The 24,080-nt window shown below is 68.2% G+C and carries 20 protein-coding genes; 9 read left to right on the forward strand and 11 right to left on the reverse strand.

Annotated elements, in window-relative coordinates; all coding sequences use genetic code 11:
- Window positions 1-6: 6 nt before the first annotated feature.
- Window positions 7-1,362: an FAD-binding oxidoreductase gene (locus AU072_RS09260; RefSeq protein WP_064413517.1), complete on the reverse strand. Its 1,356-nt coding sequence runs from the start codon at window positions 1,360-1,362 to the stop codon at window positions 7-9.
- Window positions 1,359-4,781 carry a TM0106 family RecB-like putative nuclease gene (locus AU072_RS09265; protein ID WP_064413518.1) on the reverse strand — a complete coding sequence of 1,141 codons (3,423 nt, stop codon included), beginning with the start codon at window positions 4,779-4,781 and terminating at the stop codon, window positions 1,359-1,361. The genes AU072_RS09260 and AU072_RS09265 overlap by 4 nt, the downstream gene beginning before the upstream one ends.
- Before the next feature lie 246 nt (window positions 4,782-5,027).
- On the opposite strand from AU072_RS09265, the gene AU072_RS09270 reads away from it, so the two are divergent.
- Window positions 5,028-5,933 (forward strand): type IV toxin-antitoxin system AbiEi family antitoxin, encoded by a 906-nt coding sequence (locus AU072_RS09270; RefSeq protein ID WP_064413519.1) that lies wholly within the window; start codon window positions 5,028-5,030, stop codon window positions 5,931-5,933.
- Window positions 5,934-6,005: 72 nt separating this feature from the next.
- Here AU072_RS09270 and AU072_RS09275 read toward each other — a convergent pair whose 3' ends face one another.
- The gene (locus tag AU072_RS09275; protein WP_064413591.1) at window positions 6,006-6,584 is read right to left on the reverse strand and encodes an LppP/LprE family lipoprotein; all 579 of its coding nucleotides are present in this window, start codon (window positions 6,582-6,584) and stop codon (window positions 6,006-6,008) included.
- Between the two features lie 93 nt (window positions 6,585-6,677).
- On the opposite strand from AU072_RS09275, the gene AU072_RS09280 reads away from it, so the two are divergent.
- The 3 genes from AU072_RS09280 to AU072_RS09290 all read left to right on the forward strand — a co-directional run bounded on the left by AU072_RS09280 (window position 6,678) and on the right by AU072_RS09290 (window position 10,287).
- Window positions 6,678-8,363: a DEAD/DEAH box helicase gene (locus tag AU072_RS09280; protein WP_064413520.1), complete on the forward strand. Its 1,686-nt coding sequence runs from the start codon at window positions 6,678-6,680 to the stop codon at window positions 8,361-8,363.
- On the forward strand, window positions 8,360-9,499 hold the full coding sequence (locus AU072_RS09285; RefSeq protein ID WP_064413521.1) for an acyltransferase family protein: 1,140 nt from the start codon (window positions 8,360-8,362) through the stop codon (window positions 9,497-9,499). Before AU072_RS09280 ends, AU072_RS09285 begins: the two co-directional genes overlap by 4 nt.
- A 71-nt stretch (window positions 9,500-9,570) precedes the next feature.
- Window positions 9,571-10,287, forward strand: a complete 717-nt coding sequence (locus tag AU072_RS09290) for a siderophore-interacting protein (RefSeq protein ID WP_064413522.1) — start codon at window positions 9,571-9,573, stop codon at window positions 10,285-10,287.
- Window positions 10,288-10,299: 12 nt separating this feature from the next.
- Here AU072_RS09290 and AU072_RS09295 read toward each other — a convergent pair whose 3' ends face one another.
- From AU072_RS09295 to AU072_RS09305, 3 genes are all read right to left on the reverse strand, one after another.
- Window positions 10,300-10,881 (reverse strand): TetR/AcrR family transcriptional regulator, encoded by a 582-nt coding sequence (locus AU072_RS09295; protein ID WP_064413523.1) that lies wholly within the window; start codon window positions 10,879-10,881, stop codon window positions 10,300-10,302.
- Complete coding sequence (locus tag AU072_RS09300; RefSeq protein WP_064413524.1) at window positions 10,881-12,122, reverse strand: cytochrome P450; 1,242 nt, start codon at window positions 12,120-12,122, stop codon at window positions 10,881-10,883. The genes AU072_RS09295 and AU072_RS09300 overlap by 1 nt, the downstream gene beginning before the upstream one ends.
- A gap of 112 nt (window positions 12,123-12,234) precedes the next feature.
- Entirely contained in the window at window positions 12,235-13,599 is a 1,365-nt protein-coding gene (locus tag AU072_RS09305; RefSeq protein ID WP_064413525.1) for an FAD-binding oxidoreductase, read from the reverse strand.
- Between the two features lie 106 nt (window positions 13,600-13,705).
- On the opposite strand from AU072_RS09305, the gene AU072_RS09310 reads away from it, so the two are divergent.
- The gene (locus AU072_RS09310; protein ID WP_064413526.1) at window positions 13,706-16,318 is read left to right on the forward strand and encodes a helix-turn-helix transcriptional regulator; all 2,613 of its coding nucleotides are present in this window, start codon (window positions 13,706-13,708) and stop codon (window positions 16,316-16,318) included.
- Here the strand turns inward: AU072_RS09310 and AU072_RS09315 are convergent.
- Window positions 16,315-17,544, reverse strand: coding sequence for a multidrug efflux MFS transporter Tap (locus tag AU072_RS09315; protein ID WP_064413527.1), 1,230 nt, complete (start codon window positions 17,542-17,544; stop codon window positions 16,315-16,317). The genes AU072_RS09310 and AU072_RS09315 overlap by 4 nt on opposite strands.
- A 59-nt stretch (window positions 17,545-17,603) precedes the next feature.
- Here AU072_RS09315 and AU072_RS09320 point away from each other — a divergent pair, with 59 nt between their 5' ends.
- Window positions 17,604-18,446: a uracil-DNA glycosylase gene (locus AU072_RS09320; protein WP_064413528.1), complete on the forward strand. Its 843-nt coding sequence runs from the start codon at window positions 17,604-17,606 to the stop codon at window positions 18,444-18,446.
- Here AU072_RS09320 and AU072_RS09325 read toward each other — a convergent pair.
- Complete coding sequence (locus tag AU072_RS09325; RefSeq protein WP_064413529.1) at window positions 18,421-19,014, reverse strand: TetR/AcrR family transcriptional regulator; 594 nt, start codon at window positions 19,012-19,014, stop codon at window positions 18,421-18,423. The two genes, AU072_RS09320 and AU072_RS09325, sit on opposite strands and share 26 nt — an antisense overlap.
- A gap of 79 nt (window positions 19,015-19,093) precedes the next feature.
- Between AU072_RS09325 and AU072_RS09330 the strand changes: the two genes are divergently transcribed.
- Together AU072_RS09330 and AU072_RS09335 are read left to right on the forward strand one after the other, a co-directional pair.
- Window positions 19,094-20,344 carry an FAD-dependent oxidoreductase gene (locus tag AU072_RS09330; RefSeq protein WP_064413592.1) on the forward strand — a complete coding sequence of 417 codons (1,251 nt, stop codon included), beginning with the start codon at window positions 19,094-19,096 and terminating at the stop codon, window positions 20,342-20,344.
- A 5-nt stretch (window positions 20,345-20,349) separates the two neighbouring features.
- A complete protein-coding gene (locus tag AU072_RS09335; protein ID WP_064413530.1) occupies window positions 20,350-21,387 on the forward strand; it encodes an LLM class flavin-dependent oxidoreductase in 1,038 nt (345 codons plus the stop codon).
- Here AU072_RS09335 and AU072_RS09340 read toward each other — a convergent pair.
- The 3 genes from AU072_RS09340 to AU072_RS09350 form a co-directional block, all read right to left on the reverse strand.
- The gene (locus tag AU072_RS09340) at window positions 21,384-21,830 is read right to left on the reverse strand and encodes a nitroreductase family deazaflavin-dependent oxidoreductase (protein WP_082680748.1); all 447 of its coding nucleotides are present in this window, start codon (window positions 21,828-21,830) and stop codon (window positions 21,384-21,386) included. The two genes, AU072_RS09335 and AU072_RS09340, sit on opposite strands and share 4 nt — an antisense overlap.
- A gap of 11 nt (window positions 21,831-21,841) precedes the next feature.
- The gene (locus tag AU072_RS09345; RefSeq protein WP_064413532.1) at window positions 21,842-22,279 is read right to left on the reverse strand and encodes an HIT family protein; all 438 of its coding nucleotides are present in this window, start codon (window positions 22,277-22,279) and stop codon (window positions 21,842-21,844) included.
- Between the two features lie 63 nt (window positions 22,280-22,342).
- A complete protein-coding gene (locus AU072_RS09350) occupies window positions 22,343-22,846 on the reverse strand; it encodes a DNA-deoxyinosine glycosylase (RefSeq protein ID WP_064413533.1) in 504 nt (167 codons plus the stop codon).
- Window positions 22,847-22,880: 34 nt separating this feature from the next.
- Between AU072_RS09350 and AU072_RS09355 the strand changes: the two genes are divergently transcribed.
- Entirely contained in the window at window positions 22,881-23,996 is a 1,116-nt protein-coding gene (locus tag AU072_RS09355; protein WP_064413593.1) for an adenylate/guanylate cyclase domain-containing protein, read from the forward strand.
- The last annotated feature ends 84 nt before the right edge of the window (window positions 23,997-24,080 follow it).

Below are 24,080 nucleotides of genomic sequence, written 5' to 3' on the forward strand. Positions count from 1 at the left end.
CGGAAGTTAGTCGAACAGCACCGCGGGATTGAGGTAGCCGGTCGGGTCGAAGGCCGCCTTCACTGTTCGCATGGCCGCGATGTCGGCGTCGGTGCGCGACATTCCCAGATACGGGCGCTTGCGGGTGCCCACGCCGTGCTCGCTGCTGACGTTGCCGCCCAGGCGGGCGATGAGGTCCATCATCGCTTCGTACAGGGCGCGTTCGGCGTGGCTGTCCAGCGTGCACCGCACGAGGTTCAGGTGCAGGTTGCCCTCGCCGACATGACCGAACAGCACCGGGATCGCCTCGGGCGCATGGTCGGCGACGAGCTGGGCGGCATCTGCGGCGAACTGCGCGATGGCCGAAAGCGGAAGTGAGACATCGAATTTCAACGGCGGGCCGTACACGCCGAGCACTTCGGCGACGGCCTCGCGCACCTGCCAGAGTCGCTGCTGTGCGGCGGTGTCGACGCTGACGGCGGGTTCGCCGCACAGGTCCGCGCCCTCGAATGCCTCGGCCAGCCGGTCGGTCTGGTCGGTGTCGCCCGCCAGTTCGATCAGCAGTTGCCAGGCACCGTCGACGGGCGCGGGCACCCCGGCGTGCTCGGCGGTCAACGCGCTGGCGCGCGCGTCGATCAACTCCAGCGCGGCGATACCGTCCAGGTCGCGGAAGGTCCGCCCGGCGGTCACGAGCGCATCGAGGCCGGCGAACCCGCAGATCGCGGTCACCCGGTGAGGCGGCGTGGGGTGCAGCCTGAGATCGAGCGCGGTGATGACGCCCAAAGTGCCTTCCGCGCCGACGAACAGCGACGCCAGGTCGTAGCCGGTGTTGTCCATCCGCACCCGGCTGTGCCGGTGCACGACCGAACCGTCGGGCAGCGCGACGTTCAAGCCGATCACCTGCTCGCCCATGTTGCCGTAGCGGACGGTGCGCAGTCCGCCGGCGTTCGTCGACGCCATGCCCCCGACGGTCGCGGTGTCGCGCGCGGCGAGGTCGACGCCGAACACCAGACCCGCCCCGCCGGCCGCCCGCTGCACTTCGGCCAGAGTGACCCCGGCGCCCACCGAGATTCGGCGTTCGGTGACGTCGACGTCACCGATGCCGCGCAGCCGCTCGGTGGACAGCAGCACGTCGTCGTGTTCGGGAACGGTGCCGGCCACCAGCGATGTCCGTCCACCCTGCACGGTGACGTACGCCTCGGCGTCGCGGCATGCCCGCAGCACCGAAGCGACCTCGTCGGCCGACCCCGGTCGCACCAGGGCGCTGGCCCGGCCCCGGTACCGCCCGGTGTGGTCGACGGCCCGGGCGGCGAGCACGTCGGGATCGGTGCTGACGTAGCCGTTCCCGACGATCTCGGTCAGTCGGTCGGTCAAGCTCGTCACGCGGGTTCCCCCAGCGACAGGAACGCGCCCAACTCGGTCAAGCGGTCCGGTGTGCCCGGCAGATACTCGGTCAGCGCCTGCGAACGGACGATCACGCTGAGGTATTTCGCGCGGCTGACCGCGACGTTGAGTCGATTCCTGTTGAGCAGAAACGATATTCCCCGCGGAACATCGTCGATGGAGGATGCCGTCATCGATATGAACACCACCGGCGCCTGCCTGCCCTGGAACTTGTCCACGGTGCCGACCGCGACGTCGGACAGCCCGGCCGCCTCGAAGTAGTCGCGCAACAGCAGAACCTGCGCGTTGTAGGGGGCGACGACCAGGACGTCATTCTGGGTCAATGCGCGGGTGCCGTGCTCGTCGGTCCAGTCGCTGCCGAGCAGCGTCAGCGTCGCCGCGACGATGGCTTGGGCCTCCTCGGGGCTGCTCGTGGAGTTGCCGTCGTGGGGGATGGACACCACGCGCACACCGGGATCCTGGCCGGCGAGGCGCCGCGCGGCGGGTCGGCCCTCCGCGGACTTCAGCTTGCCCTCATAGGACAGCCGGGACACCGGGGCGCACACCGCGGGATGCATCCGATGGGAGCGGTCGAGAAAATAGCCGAATTCTCCGGGCAGCGTGCGGTTTTCCTGCACCAGCCAGCCCAGTGCCGATGCGTCGACCGGCTCGGGATGGTGGCCCTGACTGACCTGCGGCAGCTGCTGCGGGTCGCCGAGCAGCATCAGGTTGTCGGCGGCCCTGGCCACGGCGATGGTGTTGGCCAGGCAGTATTGGCCCGCCTCCTCGATCACCAGCAGGTTCAGGCTGCGGGCCTCAACGCGCGTGTCGTTGGCGAAATCCCATGCGGTGCCGCCGATGACGCACCCGGCATGGTCGGCGATGAACGCCGCGTACTCGTCCTTGTCGATCGCCTGACAGCCGACGTCGTCGGGGCAGTCCTTCTTGGCGATGCGCTCTGCGTCCACCCCGGCCTTGACCAGGTCGCGAAAGAGGTTCTCCACCACCGCATGTGACTGCGCTACGACACCCACGCGCCACTGATGGTTGTTGACCAGGGCGGCGATGATCCGGGCGGCCGTGAACGTCTTACCGGTCCCGGGCGGGCCGTGCACCGCGAGATACGACGAGTCCAGGTCGAGCACCGCGGCGGTGATGTCGGCGGTGACATCGCCGGTGTGGGGCAGGGGCGCACCGCTGCGGGTGCGCGGTGGCCGGCGCAGTAGGATGTCGACCACCGCGGTGCGCGGCAGATCCGGTAACGCGGCGCCGACGTCGGCGGCCGCGGCGTCGATCGATTCGCGTAACTTCTTGGTCGGCACGATGTTTCGCGGCGTGAGCGCGAACGGTGTCTGGGTGAACGTGCCGGCAGGGGTCTCGCGTTCGCAGATCACCACCCGGGTGGGGACATTCGGGTCGTCGACCTCGATGACGTCGGCATTACCCGCGGCACGCCGGTCCGCGTTGTCGGCCATTCCCGCGGGTGAAGGCGGTTCATACAGTGCGAACACCTCTTTGCTGATGCCGCCGCCCTCCAGCGCCCCGGTCAGTTCCAGCCAGCGCTGCTGTTTGCGGGCGCGCGTCGACGGTAGATGCCAGTCCTTGACGACCGCCACGCCGTCGGTGTCGACCAGGAACACGTCGCTGGTGTCGCCCCATTCGTCGACGGGGCTGTTGAGCCGGTCGAAGTGCGCCCACCAGAACGGTTTGTCCTCGCGGCGGTGATATCCCCGCGCGGCGGCCATCAACGCCACGGCCGTCTGTTCCGGACTGCGCTGCGCCACACCGTCGCCGGCGAAGTCCATCAGCGTGCGGGCCAGGTGATCGCTGTCCTCGACCGCGATGCTCTGGGCGACGGGTTGCGGTCCGAGCGGCGGCACGCTGGACTCGATCGCGATCTTGATCAGCCAGTCGCGCAGCCGGTGTGTCGATCGGCAGTCGTAGCGGTTGTAGTCCTCGATCTTCTTGAGCATGTTGCCGGCTTCGTCGTGGCGACCTTCGGCCCGCAGTTCGCAGAACCGCGCGTACATCGTGATCGACTCCGTGGCGGTGGTGACGTCGCCGGTACGCAGCTCGGAGCCCATGTACAGCGGCTCGAGGGACTTCAGGCTGTAGTTCTCCGTACCCACCCGAATGCTCTTGCGCACCAACGGATACAGGTCGACCAGTACGCCGCTGCGCAGCAGGTCGTCGACCTCGTCCTCGCCGACACCGTAGCGGCCGGCCAGCCGGAGAAGCGCCGACTTCTCGTACGCCGCGTAGTGGTAGATGTGCATCTTCGGATACTTCTTGCGGCGCTGGCGCACCAGCTTGAGGAAGTCGACGAGGGCCCTGCGCTCGCTCGCGCGGTCGTGCGCCCACAGCGGGCGGAAACCGCCGCCCACCTCGAGCACGCCCCACATGTACTCCAAGCCCCACTCGTGCCCGTCGGCCGTCCACAGGGGGTCGCCTTCGAAGTCGAAGAACAGGTCACCCTTGTCGGGATCGGGTAGCAGCGTCAACGGCTGTGGGTCGACGATCTGGTACGGCGGCTTGCCATCAACCCGCGGGGCCAGCTGCAACCGGGCCTGGTCCCGAAGCGCGGTGAACGCCCGCGTCGAAAGCTCGGCTACCGGACCGTCATGTCGCGCGAGGTCGGCGACCGTGGTGATGCCCGCGTCGAGCAGACGTGCCCGCTGGCTCACCCGCATGTTCGCGACCAGCAGCAGGTCGTCGCCGGCCCGAACCTGGGCCTCGCATTCGGGACAGCGGAAACAGGCCCGCACGGATTCGTCGGCCCAGTCGACCGGTGCGCCCGAGGCGAAGTGGTCATCGAGCAACCGCTGCAGGTCGTCGCGCCGGGGCCGGTAGACCGGGAGCAGCTCGTCGATGCGGTAGCTCGCGGTGGCGCCGTCGCCGAGGATGAGCTCGACCTCATCGGCAACCGGAACGTCCGCGGCGGCGAGCGTTTCGGCGTAGGCGGCCAACTGCAGCAGCGCCTCGACTTTCACCGAGCGCGCGAGCTTGGTGTCGCGCAATCGATATCGCTCACCCTCGGCGTCGCGCTCCAAGATCAGGAAGTCGGCGAAGCCGACGAACCGGCCGTCGAACATCGCGGCTTGGTAGATCACTTCTGCGCGACGCTCGACAGCGCGGCGCGTCTGCTCGGCGGCGGCGGTCAGCCCGTCGATCGTGTACGGGGGCCTGCCGATGATCGCGACGTCGGTGCGGTCGCGCAGCAGATCGAGGTGCCGCTTCTCATGCTCGTCGCCGAGCTGGGCCGTCCTGGCCAACAGCTCGTCTTCGCTCGCGACCGCGGGGCCCCGCCCGAGCTTGGCGTCGAAGGCGCGCAGCAACGCGTACTCGCAGCGGGCGGCCGCTGCAAGGTCGGATGCGCTGTATACGACGCGGGTTTCGGCGCCGTCGGAGGCCACGAACACGCTGCCACTGTATGTGACCCGGGCGACACCTCCCCGCTCCGCCGAACGTGGGTTACCCGCACACTCGACGCGGGCCGCGCGTAACACGAGCCCACACTCGACGCGGCCCGCGCGTGACACTCGCCCACACTCGACGCGGCCCGCGCGTGACACTCCTTCGTCCCCAACGCCACGCGTATCCACAGGACCGCCGTTCGCCGGCCCGCATCGACCGTTTGCGAGAGACCACGTACCGACAGTGACCGCATGGATACGAATGCATCGCCGTTCATCGGCACTGAAGCGCTGGCCGCTGGAGTGGTGACAAGGCGGACGTTGGTCAGCCGCCACAACATGATCTATCGGAATGTCTACCTGCCGAAGGGTGCGACGTTGACACCTGACAGACGAGCGGCGGCCGCGTGGTTGTGGTCCGGCCGAAACGCCACCCTCGCCGGATCATCCGCCGCGGCCTTACATGGGTCTCGCTGGATCGACGAGGACCTGCCCGCCGAACTGATTCGCGTCGAGGCATGTGATGTCGACGGAATCGTCATCCATAGGGCGAAGCTGCGTGATGACGAAGTCGGCATCGTGCGCGGAATGCCGGTCACCACTCCGGCGCGGACAGCATTCGACCTCGGGCGGAGGAAAGGGCTCGAGAGGGCGATCATCGCGGTCGATGCGTTGGCGAACGTCACTGGTCTCAAGCCGGTCGACGTCGCCCGTCTCGCCGAAAACCATCGCGGCGCACGCAGTGTGGTGCAGTTGCGGCGGGTTGTGGAGCTGATGGACGGCGGCGCCGAGTCACCGCAGGAAACCCGCACACGCCTACTCCTGATCGCAGCCGGGTTTCCGAGGCCGCAGACACAGATTGTCGTCGCTGACGAGTATGACTCCTTCGTCGGCCGCGTCGACATGGGCTGGGAGGAATACAAGGTCGGCGTCGAATACGACGGTCCGCAACACTGGGACGATCCGATACAGCATGCACGCGACATCGACCGGCTGGCCGAACTGGCGGGTCAAGGCTGGCTGATCATCCGGATCAGTCGCGATCACTTGCGCTATCGCTCGCATATCTTTCTCGCTCGCGTACGGGACGCGATGCAGGAGAGAGGTTGGCCGCATTCGGACACGGTTCGGCTCAACGCGCAAATTGCTCGGCTATAGCCCGCCGAGTGTGGGCTCGATACACGTCGCCGCCGCGAAAGGTGTGCGGGTAACCCACGTTCGGCGGATCCGTCAGCCGCCGGTGTTGCCGATCAGCTCGACGCCGTTTCCGTTCCAGCGGAACCTGACCACACTTTCGAGGCCGGGCACGCCGTTCGAGTAGCGCAGCGCGACCGTGTCGCCCGTGCTCTCCGACGTGTCCACGCCGTTGAACCCGTAGGTGTCAGGTGCCCCGCTCGGAATGAAGTTGCCGAGGTGGAACATCACCGCCCGCGTGTTGGGGTTGGTGGCGTTGGTGTTGGCCTTGACGATCACGACCGACAGCTGCGCGCACTCGTTGTAGTTGCCTGCGATCGGCTCCGGATTCCAGCCCTGGTCGCTGCGGGGGTCGCGCGGCAGCTCGGCCACCGCCCTGGTGATCTCCGGGGCGGCGAGGTTGACCGCGCAGGGGTCGGCCGCCGGTGCACCGGACGCGGCGGCGGGGGGAGCGGCCGAGGGCGGCGGTGCGGCCGGCGCCGGTGCCGAAGCGGGCATGGCGTCGGGCGTCTTGGAGACGGTGGAGTCGCTGGCTCCGCACCCGACGGCGACCACCAGCACCGCCGAGAGCGCCGCCACCGAGCCGAGCAGGCCGTTGAGTCGAACCGTGCACATCACCTGAGCCACCCTTGCAAATCGCATCGACCAGGTCGCGCCGACACACCGCGTGGCGAATCGGGCTGCTCACTGGCACTAGACTCGACGCCGATGACCTCCGCCGAGTCGGATGCGAGCCCCGACGGCTCGACCGGCGACCTGACCTTCGACGACCTGCAGATTCACCCTTCGGTGCTGCGGGCCGTCGTCGACGTCGGCTACGAGACGCCCTCGGCGATCCAGGCCGCCACCATCCCGGCCATGATGGCGGGTTCCGACGTGGTGGGTCTGGCCCAGACCGGCACCGGCAAGACCGCCGCGTTCGCGATCCCGATCCTGTCGAAGATCGACACCGCCAGCCGGGCGACCCAGGCGCTGGTCCTGGCGCCGACACGCGAATTGGCGCTGCAGGTGGCCGAGGCGTTCGGCCGCTACGGCGCCCACTTGCCGGAGGTCAACGTGCTGCCGATCTACGGCGGCTCCTCCTACGGTCCGCAGCTGGCCGGACTCAAACGCGGGGCCCAGGTCGTCGTCGGCACACCGGGCCGGGTGATCGACCACCTCGAGAAGGGCCGCCTGGACCTGTCGCGGCTCGACTACCTCGTACTCGACGAGGCCGACGAGATGCTGCAGATGGGCTTCGCCGAGGACGTCGAGCGCATCCTGGCCGACACCCCCGAGTTCAAGCAGGTCGCGTTGTTCTCGGCGACCATGCCGCCGGCGATCCGCAAGATCACCAAGAAATACCTGCACGATCCGGTCGAGGTCACGGTCAAGGCGAAAACCGCCACCGCCGAGAACATTTCGCAGCGCTACATCCAGGTGTCGGGCCACCGCAAGATGGATGCGCTGACGCGTGTGCTCGAGGTGGAAGAGGGCGACGCGATGATCGTGTTCGTCCGCACCAAACAAGCCACCGAAGAGGTCGCCGAGCGACTCAAGGCCAGAGGCTTCGCCGCGGCGGCGATCAACGGAGACATCCCGCAGGCCCAGCGCGAGCGCACCATCGCCGCATTGAAGGACGGCAGAATCGACATCCTGATCGCGACGGATGTCGCCGCACGCGGACTGGACGTCGAACGCATCTCCCACGTCCTGAACTACGACATCCCCAACGACACCGAGTCCTATGTGCACCGCATCGGTCGCACGGGCCGGGCGGGCCGGTCCGGGTCGGCGTTGCTGTTCGTCACCCCGCGCGAGCGTCACCTGCTCAAGGCCATCGAGAAGGCCACCCGGTCCAAGCTGGTCGAGGCGGAACTGCCCACGGTCGAGGACGTCAACGCCCAGCGGGTAGCGAAGTTCCGCGACTCGATCACCGAAGCGCTCAGCGCCCCGGGCGTCGACGTCTTCCGCAACATCATCGAGGACTACGAACGCGAGCACGACGTGCCGATCGCCGACATCGCGGCGGCGCTGGCCACCCAGGCGCACGGCGGTGACGAGTTCTTCATGGTCGAACCGCCACCGGAGAAACGGCGCGAACGTGACGAGCGTCCCCGCCGCGACAAGCCCGACCGCAAACCACGCGAAGGCCTGGCCACCTACCGCATCTCGGTGGGCAAGCGGCACAAAGTCGGGCCCGGTCACATCGTCGGCGCCATCGCCAACGAAGGTGGTCTGCACCGCAGCGACTTCGGCCACATCACCATCCGCCCGGATTTCTCGTTGGTGGAGCTGCCCGCCGATCTGCCCAGGAAGACACTCAAAGCCCTTGAGAACACCCGTATCTCGGGGGTGAAGATCAACCTGCAGCCCGACCGACGGCCGGACAAGGGCCGGCACAAGCAGAGATGACGCTGTCGCGCGGCTTGGACGCGCAGGGCGGATTGGAATCCGTCAGCAGGGCCGAACGAGTCTCCTCGCTCACCGGTATCCGCGCCGTCGCCGCCCTGTTGGTGATGTTGACCCACGCCGCCTACACGACGGGCAAGTACCCGCAGGGCTATGTCGGTCTGGTGTACTCCCGCGCCGAGATCGGCGTGCCGATCTTCTTCGTGCTCAGCGGGTTTCTGTTGTTCTCGCCGTGGGTGAAGGCCGCGTACGCGGGGTCCTCCCCGCCGTCGACGCGCCGTTATGCCTGGCGCCGGGTGCGACGGATCATGCCGGCTTACGTGGTCACCGTGCTGGCGGCCTACCTCGTCTACCACTTCCGCACCGCGGGCCCGAACCCCGGGCACACCTGGGAGGGGTTGCTGCGCAACCTGACTCACACCCAGATCTACACCGACAACTACCTGTACTCGTATCTGCATCAAGGCCTCACCCAGATGTGGAGCCTGGCGGTGGAGGTCGCGTTCTACGCGGTGCTGCCGCTGCTCGCGTGGCTGCTACTGGTGGTTTTGTGTCGACGACGGTGGCGTCCGGGCCTGCTGATCGGCGGACTGTCCGCCCTGGCGCTGATCACACCCGCATGGCTGGTCCTCGTGCACACCACCGATTTCCTGCCCGACGGCGCGCGGCTGTGGCTGCCGTCGTACCTCGCCTGGTTCATCGGCGGGATGCTACTGGCGGCGCTGCAACCGCTGGGGGTCCGGGCCTACGGCCTGGCGTGCATACCGCTGGCGGTGGCGTGCTATTTCATCGCATCCACACCCATCGCCGGGGAACCGACCACCTCGCCCGCCGAGTTGCGCGAGGCGTTGGTGAAGGCGTTCTTCTACGCGGTGATCGCGACGCTGGCGGTGGCGCCGCTGGCGCTGGGGGATCGCGGCATCTACGCGCGTGTGCTGTCAAGCCGGCCGATGGTGTTTCTCGGCGAAATCTCCTACGAAATCTTCCTGATCCACCTGATCACGATGGAACTGGCGATGGTCGAGGTGCTGCACTATCCGATCTACACCGGTTCGATCGCCATGCTGTTCCTCGTCACCTTCGTGATGACGGTCCCGCTGGCGTGGCTGCTGCACCGGTTCACCCGCGTGCGATCGTGAGGCCATCAACCCGTTAAGCACCGCGCAGGCTTAGGGTAGCCTAACCGCAACAGCGACACGGAGGGCTAGTTATGTCGGACAAGAAGCCAACGCGCGGTTTTCAAGGCGCGGTGCTCAAGCTGCTGCGCGCCGGCGACTATCGGCTGACCGTGACGGGTAAGCGGGAGATCAGCCCGCACTACCTGCGGCTGAGCTTCGACGCCGGGGGCATGCTCGAAGGCTCGCCGCTGCACCCGACGATGTGGATCCGCATGTGGTTCGCCGACGGCGAGAAGCTGCACCAGCGCGGCTACACCCTGGTCGACCCGAACCCCGCGGCCGACACCGTCGACATCGAGTTCGCCCTGCACGACGGCATCGCCTCGCATTGGGCGGAGAACGCCCAGCCCGGCGACACAATCGAGGTCACGGTGCTCGGCAGCAACTTCACGCTGCCCGAACCACCGCCGGCCGGCTACGTGATCGTCGGCGACACCGCGTCGCTGCCCGCCATCAACTCGTTGCTGACCGCGATCGGCGACGCCCCGGCGCGGGTGTTCCTGGAGGCGGCGCACGACGACGACCGCCAGCTGCCGGTCGCCCGCAGCACCGACGTGATGTGGGTGGACCGCAAGAACGCCGGCGAGGCACTGGTGGAAGCGGTGGCCGCGGCGGCGTTCGAGGCCCCCGACCACTTCGGATGGGTCGCCTGCGACAACCGCACCACCCGCGCGGTGGCCAAGGTCTTCCGCGAGGGGTACAAGATCTCGAAGAAGTCGATCAAGGCCCAGGCTTACTGGGTGGCCTGACGTCTCCGGACGCTACTGGGTGGCCTGACGACTGGGCAGCACTATCGGTACGACGAACTCCTCGAGCATCGACCGTTCGTCGTCCTCATCGTGACCGGGGAACAGCATCAGCGAGGTCATCACCCGTACCAGCCACCGCGCGCGGTGCGCGACCAGTTCCGGGTCGTCGGGACCGAGCGAGATGACGAACGCCTCGGTCAGCGCCTTGATCACCTCGGACTCCTCGGCCATCTCCGCGCCGATCGGTCGCTGGGTCGTGGCGAACCACGAAGACAGGGCCGGGCTTTCGCGCACGTTGCGCAGTGAGGCCAGCATCCCCTCGATCAACCGCTCACGCGGATCGGTCAGCGCGTTGATCTGTTCGGTCATCTCGCGGTACAGCCGGTAGCTTTCCCGGTGGACGTACGCGGTGTAGAGCGCCTCGCGGTTCTCGAAGTAGCGGTACAGCGTGGCGCGAGAACATCCTGCCGCAGAAGCGATCTCGTTCATGCCGACGGTGGCGGCCTCTTTCTGGGCGAACAGTTCGCCCGCGGCGTCGAGGATGCGGTCCGCGGCCACTTCGGTGCGCCGCGCGGCCAACCAGTCGCCGGCCATCAGGCGACTACCTCGAACGGGACGGACAGCGGTCGCCGCACATAACTGCCGCCGGCCCAGACGATTCCGCTCTCGTCGACCTCGAAGTCGGGTATGCGCGTCAGCAGTTCGGTCAGCGCGACGCGGGACTGCATCCGCGCGGCCGCCGCACCCAGGCAGTGGTGCGCGCCGTGGCTGAACGTCAGGATGTTGCGCGGTCTGCGTGTCACGTCGAGTTCGGATGCATCGTCCCCGAATTGGCGTTCGTCGCGGTTGGCCGAGGCGTACAGCAACAACACCCGCCTGCCTTCCGGGATCGTGGTGTCGGCCACCGTCACGTCGCGGGTGACGGTGCGGGCCAGCCCCTGCACCGGTGAGGTCATGCGCAGGAACTCGTCGACGGAATCCGGTATCAGGTCCGGGTTTTCGACGAGAAGGCGGCGTTGGTCGGGTCGCTGGTGGAGCAGCTGCACCGAGCCGCCCAGCATGCCGGTGGTGGTGTCGTTGCCGCCGGTGACCATCGTGAAGGTGAAGGCGAGGATCGAGAGCACACCGGCGATGTCGCCGTCGGCCCCCACACCCGCGGCCACCAGATGCGACACGGTGTCGTCCTCTGGTTCAACGCGCCGGCGTTCGATGAGATCGGTGAAGTAGGCCATCATCTCGCCGAGGTTGTCGCCGAGCGTGTCCAGCGCACCGCCGAGCCCACCGTCGGCGGTGTTGGCGGCCACGATCGCGTCGGTCCAGCCGTCGAACTTGCCGCGGTCGGCCTCCGGTACGCCGAGGTAGTGCGCGACCACCATGGACGGCAGCGGTTTGAACAATTCGGCGACGATGTCCCCGCCGCCGTTGGCGCGCAACCGCTCGATCCGCTCGACGACGTAGTCGCGGACTTTGGGTTCGACCGCCTCGACCTGCCGCGGCGTGAAGCCTCGCGCCACCAGCTTGCGGAACTCGGTGTGTACGGGCGGGTCCTGCATGACCATCGGCGGATTGTCGGCCAGGCCGATCAGTTCGAGCTCGCCGTAGTTGACGGTGAGCCCCTGAGCCGAGGAGAACGTCTCGTGATCACGCGCGGCGGCCCAGATGTCGGCATGCCGCGACATGACGTAGTAGTCGTGATCGGGCCGCTCGCGCGGCACCACGTGATGTACGGGATCATGGTTACGCAGCGCTCGGTACATCGGCCACGGATCGGCCCACGTGTCGGCGTCGGCGAGTTGGAATCGAACCGGCGTGTCATGAGACAGGGTAGCCGTCACGTCTCATTCGTACGACACTATGCGCGAACCTGTCAATAGTATCGACCGCGAAACCGACGGATTGGTCGCGGATCGCGCTGATCAGCAGCCATTACGTCGGTCCCGACGCACATCAGATTCCCGCGCCCGGGTTGAGGATGTTGTCCGGATCGAGCGCCTGCTTGATCCGCCGGTTGAGTTCCATCGCCTCCGGGCCGATCTGACCGGCCAGCCACGGCCGCTTGAGCCTGCCGACCCCGTGTTCGCCGGTGATCGTGCCGCCCAGGCTCACGGCAAGGTCCATGATCTCGCCGAACGCTCGGTGCGCGCGTTCGGTCATCGCCGGGTCGGTGGGGTCGTAGACGATCAGCGGGTGCGTGTTGCCGTCGCCCGCATGCGCGATCACCGAGATCAACAAGTCGTGGTTGTCCGCGATCTTGGCCACGCCGCCGACCAGATCGGCCAACGCGGGCAACGGAACTCCGACGTCCTCGAGCAGCAGGGAGCCCTTCAACTCGACGGCCGGAATGCAGAACCGCCGGGCGGCGACGAAGGCCTCGCCCTCCTCGGGGTCCGATGTCGAAAAGACTTCCTTGGCACCGTGTTCGGTGAAGACGTCGGCCATGAAGCGGGCGTCCTCGGCGCCGGACGGACCCCGGTCGTCGGAGGCGGCCACCAGCATCGCGGCGGCGTCACGATCGAGGCCCATCTTCAGTTTGTCCTCGACGGCGTTGATGGCGGCCGCGTCCATGAATTCCAGCATCGAGGGCCGGATCCTGGCCGTGATCGCGACGACGGCCGCCGCGGCCGCCTCCACGGAGCCGAATGCCGCGACCACCGTGCACGCCGCCGACTGCGCCGGCAGCAGCTTCAGCGTCACCTCGGTCACCACGCCGAGCGTGCCCTCGCTGCCGACGAACAACTTGGTCAGCGGGAGCCCGGCGACGTCCTTGAGCCGTGGACCACCGAGCCGCACCGCCGTGCCGTCGGCGAGCACCACCTGCAGTCCGAGCACGTAATCCGTTGTGACGCCGTACTTCACACAGCACAGACCACCGGCATTGGTGGCGACATTGCCGCCGATACTGCAGATCTCGAACGACGAGGGGTCCGGCGGGTACCACAGCCCGAATTCGGCGACCGCCTTCTTGACCTCCGCGTTGAGAAGACCGGGCTGGACGACGGCGGTGCGGGTCACCGGGTCGACGGCGATGTCGCGCATCTTCTCGGTCGTCAGCACGATGGCACCGTCGACGGCCGATGCGCCGCCCGACAAGCCGGTGCCCATACCGCGCGGCACCACCGCGATCTTGTTGGCGGTCGCCCAGCGCAGGACGGCCTGCACGTCTTCGGTGCTGCGCGGCCGCACCACCGCAAGCGGTGTTCCCGCGTTCGGGTCGAACGCCCGGTCCTGCCGGTAGGACCCCAGGATGTCTGGATCGGTGACGACGGCTCCCTCGGGCAGCGCGTCGACCAGATCAACCAGGGGCGAGTTCACAGCGCCATGGTACGAGCCCGCGCCGGGGACAGGCCCGCACCATGGACAGGTCCACGGCCGCTCGAAAACACGCGCAGGTAGCGAAACTGCGGGATATAGTTCCGCCGTGATCAGCGGGGATCCGCTGACGGGACGTGACGGCGAACTGGTGACCATTCGCCGCGCACTCGGGGGCAGCGACACATCCGGCGTGGTGATCGTCGGGGCCGCCGGGGTGGGCAAGACCCGGCTCGCACGTGAGGTGCTTCGGCTCGCCGAACGCGGCGGGCAGCGAACGAACTGGATCGTCGGCACCGAATCCGCGAAGGCGCTGCCGCTGGGTGCGTTCACCGCGGCCATCGACGACGCCGTCGCCGATCCGCTGCCCAACGTGCGTCAGCTGATCAATTCCCTTGTCGCCCAACAACGTCGCGGCCGTACCCTGATCGGTGTCGACGACGCGCATCTGCTCGACGGGCTGTCGGCGCACGTGGTGCACCAGCTCGCGCAGACCCGGGCGGCCCGCCTGGTCGTCACCGTCCGTTCGGGCGCCGACGAACCCGATGCGATCACCGCGCTGTGGAAGGACGGGCTTCTCGTCCGCCTCGACCTTTCGCCGCTATCCGTCGACGCGGCCCGCGGCATGATCGAGCAGAGCCTGGGCGGGGTCGTCGACGCCCGTAGCGCTCAGCGGTTCTGGAAGCTGACCGGCGGCAACGCCCTCTTCCTGAGCCAGTTGGTCAAAGACCAGATCGACGCCGGCCGGATACGGCAGACGGCGGGGGTATGGATGTGGGACGGCGATGTCGCGGTGTCGCAGAGCATCAGCGACATGGTCGGGCGCCAACTGCGCGAACTCACCCCCGATGTCGCCCTCGTCGTCGACACACTCTCGCAATGCGAACCACTACCGGTCGGCACCCTGTGCGACGTCGTGAACCGAGAGGCGCTCGAGACGGCCGAGCGGATGCGGCTGGTGACCGTCGAGCGAAGCGGAGCAGATCTGGTGGCCCGCCTGGCCCATCCGCTGTTCGGGGAAATGCGGCGCGCGGCCGCGGGCGAGATGTACCTGTCGAGGATCCGTGGCAGGTTGGCCACCCGGCTCGCCCAAAACCGCGAGCCCGACGTGCAGGCGACCGTGCGGCGGGCCCTGCTCGCGCTCGAATCAGACCTGGCACCGGATCCCGACGTCTTCCTGACGGCGGCGCGCGGCGCGATGACACTGCTCGACCTCGAACTCGCCGACCGGTTCGCGACCGCGGCGGCCGACGCCGGTGCCGCCGAGGCGCCCGGCTTGCGCGCGTTGAACCTCTTCCTGCTCGGCCGCGGTGACCAGGCCGAGGATGTGCTGAGTCGGATGGCCGGCCAAGGCGCGGCAAGCGCACACCGGTGGTCGATTGTGAGGGCGACCAACCTGATCTGGATGCTGGGCCGTATCGACGACGCGTCTGCGGTGCTGGCCGGGCTGGCCGCGGGGCCCGAGTCGACGGCCGAGCAGTTCGCGCGTATGGCCGCCGAGGCGTGCGTCGATGCCGCGTCGGCGCGATGTGACGCCGCAGACCAAAAGGCCACGGCGGCACTGGAGTCGGGGCTGCTGACCGACTTCGACGCGATGTTGGCCGCGGTGGCGCTGACGATGGCGCTGGGGGCGCTCGGCCGGGCCGACGAACTGACCGCCGTCGCGGAGTCGGCGATGAATCGGGCGATGACGTCGTTTCAGGCGTCACACATGCGGTTCTGGTTCGCCAGCGTGTACGCCCGCGCCTGCCGGCTGACCGGGCACATCGGCGAATGTGAGGCGATGGCGCGGCGAGTGGCCGACTCGGCCAAAGAGATGCCGAGCCTGGCCTACGCCAATCTGGCGTCGCTGTTGGGACACGCCGAACTCATGCGGGGTAACGCCCGCGCTGCGGTGACGCTGCTGCGCGAGGCGTCGGCCGGTGCGCAAAGGCACGGTGTGACAAGCGGTTTGCGGCCGGCGACCTGTTTCGGCCTGGCGGAGGCGCACGCGAAACTCGGTGAAGGGCAGGCGGCCGAGGACGCGATCGCCGAGGCGCGGGCGAGTGTGCCGTCCGGCTACGTGTTCATGCAGACGGCGTTGAGCATCGCCACCGGATGGTCGTTGGTGGCCAACGGATGCGTCACCGACGCCATCGCCACCGTGCGATCGGCAGCGTCCCATGCCCGCACGCGTCGTCAGCCCACTCACGAGCTGGCGTGCCATCAGGCGGCGGCGCAGTGGGGCGACACATCGTGCGCCGCGCGCGCACGCGAACTCGCCGACGAACTCCGGCTGCCGTTGGCCGATGCGGTTGCGCGCCATGCGGAAGCGCTTGCCGCCGACGACGGCGAAGAGTTGCTCGCGGTCGCCAACGCCTACCGCGCCATCGGCGACCGTGCCGCCGCGGCCGACGCCGCCGCACAGGCGGCGGTCGCATTCACCCGCGGCCAGTACCGCAAGCGGGGCCTGTATGCAGCGGCCGTGGCCAAGGAACTCAGCGATGCGTGCGGGGGACTGTGCACACCGGCCCTGAGGGTCCCGGCCGGTCAACCGTTGACCGGCCGTCAACGCGAGATCGTCGAGTTCGTGGTGGCTGGATTGTCCAACCGCGAGATCGCCGACCGGCTGGTGATGTCGGTGCGCAGCGTCGAGGGCCACATCTATCGCGCGTGCCAACGGGTGGGGGCGAGTTCCCGTGACGAACTCGCGGCGATCGCCAGGCAGGGTCCCGCCCGCTAAACCGTTGGCGGGCGGTCGAGTTCGCGGAGTGCGGGCAGGAACACGGCGATGACGCCCAGCAGCAGCATCGGCAGCGCGAGCGCCAGGAACGTCACATGCAAACCTGCCGAGTCGGCCAGCGGCCCGGCGATGATCAGCCCCAGCGGACCCGCCGCGTAGGCGAGCGATCCCATCACGCCCACCACCCGGCCCCGCAGGTGCTGCGGCGCCCTCGTCTGCATGACGTAGTTGTAGATCGGTTGGATCGGCCCGTAGAACAGGCCGACGATCGCCGAGAGCACCAGGATCAGCGGTAGCGGCGGCAGGAAAGCGATGATCGTCATCGCGACTCCGAGCGTCAGCACCGCGGTCAACATCGTCACCCTCCGGTTGATGTACTTCGACGACACCGCATAACCGAGCGCTCCCACCAAGCCGCCGATGCTCAACGCCATCAGCACCCAACCGAGTTGCACGGGTTCGTCGCGGTCGGTGAAGTACTTGGGGAACAGGACCGACTCCATCGGCATGTAGAGCCCGGTCACCACCAGGTCGACGACCGCCAGCGTGCGCAGGACCCTGTTGTGCCAGACGAACCTCAGCCCCTCCACGACGCCCGCCCACACCCCCTCGGGCAACGACGTGCGGTCCGGCGTTCCGGCTCCTTCCAGCCGCAGCAGCGCGATCGCGACTATCGAGACCACGAACGCCGACGCGGTGACCCACATGGTGTTGATGCCGCCTAGCGTGGCGATCAGCAGGCCGCCGATGCCCGGTCCGACGATGTAGGCGAGGTTGAACACCGCCTCGTAGACGCTGTTGGCGCGGTCCAGTGTCCACCCGGCCCGAGCCGCCGCCTCGGGCAGCATCGTCTCGCGAGCGGTCATTCCCGCCGGGTCGAAGAAGGCGCCCAGCGCGGCCAATGTGGCCAGCACCGCGACGTTGACGGCCTCCAGTCCGAACGTCAGCGCCAGCACCGGCACGGCGGCCACCGACAGCGCGGACAACGCGTCGGAGATCATCGAGACCAGCCGCCGGCCCAGATAGTCGACCGCGGCCCCCGCGATCAGCGTCGCCACCAGCAGCGGCAGCGAACCCGCCATCGCCACGATCGAGGCATCGAGCGCAGAACCGTTGCGCTGCAACACCAGCCATGGGAACGCGACGAGCGATATGCCGTTGCCGGCACCGGCCGTGAGCGCGGCGAAGAAAATCAGCAGCAGGGGACCGCGCCGGCTATTCATCATGAGTTATCGCGGCAGAATCTAACAGCGCGCAGGCCCGTTCGGCATCGGAATTTCTCACCGTGCACAGTGGAGCTGTGCAACTCCTGCCTCACCCGCGGACCGGTGTGCGGTTCGAGTCGCCGGTTCCTCCCGGCTCCGGCTGGCCGGGTGACCCCGCCACACCCCAGACCGCCGTCGCGACGACCGCCGCGCACGTCGTCTCGATGGCGGCGGCGACGCAGTCGCTCACCGAGCTCGACGCCGAGGTGTCGGTGTGCCGGGCCTGTCCCCGTCTGGTCGAGTGGCGGGAGGAGGCCGCCGTCGTCAAGCGCAGGTCGTTCGCCGACGAGCCGTACTGGGGCCGTCCGGCTCCCGGCTGGGGATCATCGCGGCCGAAGGTGTTCGTCGTCGGCCTCGCACCCGCGGCCCACGGCGCCAACCGCACCGGCAGGATCTTCACCGGCGACCGGTCGGGCGATTTCCTGTTCGCCGCGCTGCACCGGGTGGGCCTGGCGAACCAGGCGCTGTGCGTCGACGCGGCAGACGGGTTGGCGCTCAACGGAACGCGCGTGGCCGCCGCCGTGCGCTGCGCACCGCCGGCCAATGCGCCGACACCCGCCGAACGGGCCACCTGCGCTCCGTGGCTGGACGCCGAATGGCGGTTGACGGCGGCGCACGTGCGCGTGGTGGTCGCGCTCGGCGGGTTCGCCTGGCGGGCGGCGCTGCAGATGCTGCGCACGGGGGGTGTTCCGGTGCCGGTGCCCGCGCCGAAGTTCGGCCACGGTGCCACCGCCGAGATGGGCGGCGTCACCCTGGTGGGCTGCTATCACCCCAGCCAGCAGAACACGTTCACCGGCAAGCTGACCCCGCAGATGTTCGACGACGTTTTCCGCACCGCTAAGGCGCTAGCGTCCGTCGGATAGTCGCGAACTGCGCGACGGCCAAGTTTTGCAGGGCCGACGCCGAGAAGTCGGCATAGTGCGCGATGGTCCACTCGTCGAACACCTGCAGGATCGCGAAGACCAGCTCGGCCTGCAACGGCTCCGGCAGGTCGGTGCGCACGGCCCCGCAACGGCGACCGACGCGCAGCACCTCGTGCACCCACTCCCGGACGGCGCCGAGCGTCGTGGCGACGGCGGTTTTCACCGGATCGGGGGCCTGCAGGTAGAACATCCGTCCCAGCAGCAGGAAACTGTGTTCGCGCTGCGAAACCGATATCAGGTTCGCGAAATATCGTTCGACTTTCGACCAGAATTCGGTTCCCGCGAAATGTTCGGGCGCGACGACGTCAATCTCGGCCGCGACCTCGGCGATCAATTCCTGCAGGACGAATTCGTAGAGTTCCGCCTTCGACGACAGTATGTAATAGAACGAGCTCTTGCTCATCGCGCACTGCTCGATGATCCGGTTGAGCGAGGCGTGTTCATAACCGGCAGAACCGAATTCGAGGGCAGCCGTCTCCACCAGCCGACGGCGCTTCTCCGCAGGCATGCGGGCGATCCTTGCCGAGGTCACGCCTCACGGTAGCAGCTGTGGACCACCCGGTCCACACAATGGTAGCGTGAAGAACATGTTGAGTCCGACAAGCCTTGAAAAGCAATACGAACGGGCGGCCGCGGACGAAATGCGAATTCTGGTTGTCGGCGCCGGCATCGCCGGGGTCACGGCTGCGCAGCTACTGCGCGGCGACGGTCGCCATCCGGTCCTGATCGAGCGCGCCGAAAGTGCACCCGCGCAGGGCTACATGCTCGCGTTGATGCCCATGGTCGACGCGGCACTCGACGACCTCGCGGTGCGTGACGCGTACCGCGCGGCGAGCGTGCCGCTCAAGCGGTACGCCGTGCGGGGCCACACCGGCCGCTTGTTGCGGACGGACTCGACCGTCGACCTGATGTCGCGCTACGGCGACTACCGCGGCATTGCCCGCGGACCGCTTATCGACGTGCTCGCCGGTGCGGGTTGCCCGGTGACCTACGACGCGGTGGTCACCGACCTGGCCGAGACGTCGTCCGGCGTCGACGTCCGCGTGCGGAGCCACGGCGCCGATCACCGCATGCACTTCGATCTCGTCGTGATCGCCGACGGAATGCATTCGAAGACACGCGGTTTCGTGCTCGACGGGCAACCGGTGGAATGGGTGGACACCGGCTGGGGCGGCTGGGTGGTGTGGGCGCCCGACGAAGGCGACCCCGACCTCGGTGAGGAGCTGTGGGGCGCCGGCGGCATGGTCGCGATGTATCCGGTGGCCGATGCGCTCGGCGTGTTCCTCGGCGGGCCGCGAGAGGACACCGCGGCGGGTCCCGCACCCTTCGTCACATCGATGCGCCGTGACCTGAAGACCGTCGACCCCCGCCTGGACCGCGCGATGGCCGCCGTGGCCACCGACCCGGATCCGTACTACTGGTCGCTGACCGACTGCCGCGCGCCGCGCTGGACCACCGGGCGCACCGTCCTGCTCGGTGACGCGGCGGCCGGGTTCCTGCCGACCGCGGGAGTGGGGGCGGGCATGGCGATGGAGTCGGCGTGGGTGCTCAGCCGCATGCTCCGCCACGCGCCCCGCATCGCACTCGGTGAGCTGCTGCGTGCCTACGAACACGCCCAGCGTCCCCGCGTGGAGGCGGCCCAGGACAACTCGCGGCAACTCGCGAAGGTGATGTTCCGCCGCAGCCGGACACTGGCCGTCGCCCGTGAGCTCGCGATGCGCGTGATGAGCGTCGAACGCGCTCTGCGTCCCATCCAGCGCCTCCTGCAACAGCAACCCAACCCCGAAGCGCTGGTAGACGGGGTACGGGGAACGTCCATGCGCTCGAATGCGTTGTGAGGACCATGCGTCTCTCAGTCCTCGATCTCGTGCCGGTGCGCACCGACCAGTCGACCTCCGACGCGCTGGCAGCGTCGACGCGGCTCGCGCAGACCGCCGACCGCCTCGGCTACACCCGCTTGTGGGTCGCCGAGCACCACAACATGCCCTCGGTGGCGGCGACCAGCCCGCCGGTGCTCATCGCGCACCTGGCCGCACACACCGAACACCTGCGGGTGGGGTCCGGCGGTGTGATGCTGCCGAACCACGCACCCCTGGCCGTCGCCGAGCAGTTCGCACTGCTGGAGGCGGCCCATCCGGGACGCATCGACCTCGGCATCGGCCGCGCGCCGGGCTCGGACCCGGTGACGTCGATGGCGCTGCGCGGCGCCGCCGGTCGCGACGATCGTGACATCGACGCCTTCCCCGACTATCTCGACGACGTCGTCGCGCTGATGAGCGCGCGCGGGGTGCGCGTGCCGATCCCGAACCAGCACTACGTCCTCAAGGCCACCCCCGCCGCGGTGACCGAACCGAAGCTGTGGCTGCTGGGGTCCTCGATGTACTCGGCACACCTGGCCGCCGCGAAGGGGTTACCGTACGTGTTCGCCCACCACTTCTCCGGCCAGGGCACCGCCGAGGCCCTCGAGGTCTACCGCTCGGAGTTCCGGCCCAGCGACCTGGCGCCCGAACCGGTCACCTTCCTCACGGTCAACGCGGTGGTCGCCGAAACACGCGATGAGGCAGAGGCTTTGGCATTGCCCAACCTGCAGATGATGGCGCGGCTGCGCACCGGTCAGCCGTTGGGCCCGCTGGATCTCGTCGAGGACGCCCAACAGCAGCAGCTCGCACCGCAGGCGCAGCGCATCGCCGAAGCCGCCTTCGGGCGAGCCGTCGTCGGTGATCCGACCGAAGCGGCCGAACAGGTGCGCGCGTTGGCCGACCGGTTCGGCGTCGACGAGGTCATGATCAACCCGGTGGCCTCGGCCCGCCGCGGCACCGATCCGGCGACCGCGCCGGCCCGCGACAAGACACTGGAACTGCTGGCCAAGGAGTTGTTCTAGGCCGGGGTCAACCTGACCACCGGGATCGGACGCGACGTCCGCTTCTGGTAGCCGATGTAGCGGTCTTTGTTGCCCCGCATGTCGTTGACGATCTTCCACAGCCGCGGGAAGTCGGGATCGTCGTGGGTGACGGGGGTCGCCGTGACCTTGATGCGCTTGGGTCCGACGTTGATCTCGACGTTCGGGTCGGCTTTGAGGTTGTGATACCACCCGGGTGCTTTCGGCTCGCCGCCCTTGGACGCGACCACCAGGTAGTCATCCCCGTCTCGGGTGTAGGCGAGCGAATTGGATCGCTGCAGACCGGTTTTCGCGCCGACCGTGTGCAGGATCAGCATCGGCGGTGCGCCCGGAATGGTGTGGCCGATGCGGCCGTTGGTGCCCTTGTAGAGCTTGTCGTGCAGCAACAGCATCGGGTAACCGATGTACTTCTCGTACCAGGGCATGCTCATGGGGCTCAGTCTTGCGCAGCCGAGTCGAGTTCCGCCAGGGCTTCGCGCAGCAGCCGTCCCGACTCCTCCCGGTCCGGGTCGCGGCGAAGGAGCATGTTCTTGGCGAACGAGAGCTTGTCGCCCCCCTGTCGCGGCAGCACGTGCAGATGGATGTGGAACACCGTCTGAAACGCGGCCTTGCCGTCGTTGATCACCACATTGTTGCCGTCGGCGTGAAGTCCGGACCGGCGCGCGGCGCGCGCGATCCGCTGACCCGCCCGCGCCAGGGTGGCGACTGTCTCCGGGGGCGTGTCGGTCAGGTCGACGGTGTGTCGCTTCGGGATCACCAGGGTGTGGCCGCGGCTGAACGGGCGGATGTCGAGGATGGCGAGAACGTCGTCGTCTTCGTAGATGCGGATGGCCGGGGCCTCGCCGGCGACGATGGCGCAGAACACACAGGACATGTTCGCCACGGTAGCGGTTCTCCCACCCGGGCTTGTCTTCGCGGGCAGGCCGGCGTCCGTGTTCTACGCCGCGGCCCCTGAAAGGGACTCGCGCCAGATGGCGAGCTTGTCGGCGAATCGCATCGTCTGGGCGGGACTCGTCGACGGCAGTCGCCGGTAACGCAGATCGTTGGAGACTTCGACGAGTCGCGTGAAGTTCTTCTCCGCTGCCGCGCCGTTGAACAGAACCAGTTCGATGCCGTCGTGCTGATCGAAGAAGCCCTGAAAATCGTTCGGCACCATGCTCTCCGGCTTCACCGCGGAGTCGAGGCTGCCCTCACGCCGGCACGAGCGCAGGACGTCCCAGACGGCAAACCCACGAGCCGTCAACCCGGCGCATCGCTGCTCGTACGGCGCGTCCGCAGCGAACCCGAAGACTTCGGCCATGATGTGCCAGAAAGCATTGCGTGGGTTGCCGTAGTACTGCTGGGCGGCGAGCGACATGACGCTGGGCATATTGCCCAGGATCAAGGTGTGCGCACCGTCGCCGGCGATCGGCGGCAATCCGTACAGCACCGGCGAACCCATCCTTCGACTATCGCATGCGGTATACGTTGAGCCGGTGGCCGAGGAGTTCGACGTCGAAGGGTCCGGTCTGCTCGACGGACTCGAAGGTGACCAGCGCGCCGAGCGCGCCGAGCTGATCGCCTGGCTGGTGAGCAAGGGCATCGACGTCGAGGTGATCCGAAATGCCTTCCTGCCGATGCTCCTCGGCGCGCGTCAGGCCCTCGGCGACGATGGCGTCTACGTCTCCGCCCGGGAGACCAGCGAGACGACCGGCATCGATCTCGAACTGCTGCAGCGTATTCAGCGTGCGATGGGACTGCCCGCCGTCGATGACCCCGATGCGAAGGTCCACCTGCGTGCCGACGCCGAAGCCGCGGCGTACGCGCAGCGTTTCATCGAGATCGGAATCCTGCCGGACCAGATCATCCAGATCACCCGCGTGCTCGCAGAGGGACTGTCGAAGGCCGCCGAGGTGATGCGATACGCCGGGCTCGCTACGGTGCTCGACCCGGGCGCAACGGAACTCGTCATCGCCGAGAACGCCGAGGCCCTGGTGCGTATCGCCGATCCGCTGCTCGGCCCGATGATTCAGGACATGCTGCGGTTGCAGCTGCGCCACCTGATGGAGACCGAGGCGATCACCGCCTCCGAACGCGCGAAGGGCCAACGGCTACCGGGTGCCCGGCTCGTGACGATCTTGTTCGCCGACCTCGTCGGTTTCACCCGGCTCGGCGAGGCGGTGCCGCCGGAGGATCTGGAACGACTCGCCCATCGGCTTTTCGATCTCGCACACGAGGCGTCGGTCCCGCCGGTGCGGTTCGTCAAGACGATCGGAGACGAGGTGATGCTCGTCAGCCAGGAACCGGTGCCTCTGCTCGAGGCGGCACTGACCCTCGTCGAGCAGACCGCCGACGACGAGGACCTCCCGCGGCTGCGCGTCGGCTTGGCGACGGGAATGGCCGTGAGCCGCACCGGTGACTGGTTCGGGGGAGCGGTGAACCTCGCGAGCCGCGTCACCGGCGCCGCGCGGCCGGGAACGGTTCTCGTCTCGGAGTCCACGCGCGATGCCATCGGTGACGATGAGCGGTTCTCGTTCTCGTTCGCGGGGGCACGGCACCTCAAGGGCATCAAATCCGACGTGAAGCTGTTCCGGGTACGACGAGCGGGCTGACCTGCCGGCCGGGCGAACAATTGTTCGGCTCTGTCCCGCCGGCCCAGAAAACCATCCAAAGCAGCGAAGGCCCGTGAGACGACC

It is taken from the genome of Mycolicibacterium novocastrense, from assembly GCF_001499835.1.
In the GTDB taxonomy this organism is placed as follows: Bacteria; Actinomycetota; Actinomycetes; order Mycobacteriales; family Mycobacteriaceae; genus Mycobacterium; species Mycobacterium novocastrense.

Excerpts from the sequence above, each read along its gene's own strand:
- AU072_RS09335 (WP_064413530.1), top strand. The coding sequence starts at position 20,350 with ATGCGTCTCTCAGTCCTCGATCTCGTGCCGGTGCGCACCGACCAGTCG.
- AU072_RS09275 (WP_064413591.1), bottom strand. The coding sequence starts at position 6,584 with ATGTGCACGGTTCGACTCAACGGCCTGCTCGGCTCGGTGGCGGCGCTC.
- AU072_RS09340 (WP_082680748.1), bottom strand. The coding sequence starts at position 21,830 with ATGCCCTGGTACGAGAAGTACATCGGTTACCCGATGCTGTTGCTGCAC.
- AU072_RS09345 (WP_064413532.1), bottom strand. The coding sequence starts at position 22,279 with ATGTCCTGTGTGTTCTGCGCCATCGTCGCCGGCGAGGCCCCGGCCATC.
- AU072_RS09330 (WP_064413592.1), top strand. The coding sequence starts at position 19,094 with ATGTTGAGTCCGACAAGCCTTGAAAAGCAATACGAACGGGCGGCCGCG.
- AU072_RS09270 (WP_064413519.1), top strand. The coding sequence starts at position 5,028 with ATGGATACGAATGCATCGCCGTTCATCGGCACTGAAGCGCTGGCCGCT.
- AU072_RS09280 (WP_064413520.1), top strand. The coding sequence starts at position 6,678 with ATGACCTCCGCCGAGTCGGATGCGAGCCCCGACGGCTCGACCGGCGAC.
- AU072_RS09325 (WP_064413529.1), bottom strand. The coding sequence starts at position 19,014 with ATGCCTGCGGAGAAGCGCCGTCGGCTGGTGGAGACGGCTGCCCTCGAA.
- AU072_RS09315 (WP_064413527.1), bottom strand. The coding sequence starts at position 17,544 with ATGATGAATAGCCGGCGCGGTCCCCTGCTGCTGATTTTCTTCGCCGCG.
- AU072_RS09290 (WP_064413522.1), top strand. The coding sequence starts at position 9,571 with ATGTCGGACAAGAAGCCAACGCGCGGTTTTCAAGGCGCGGTGCTCAAG.
- AU072_RS09350 (WP_064413533.1), bottom strand. The coding sequence starts at position 22,846 with ATGGGTTCGCCGGTGCTGTACGGATTGCCGCCGATCGCCGGCGACGGT.
- AU072_RS09295 (WP_064413523.1), bottom strand. The coding sequence starts at position 10,881 with ATGGCCGGCGACTGGTTGGCCGCGCGGCGCACCGAAGTGGCCGCGGAC.
- AU072_RS09285 (WP_064413521.1), top strand. The coding sequence starts at position 8,360 with ATGACGCTGTCGCGCGGCTTGGACGCGCAGGGCGGATTGGAATCCGTC.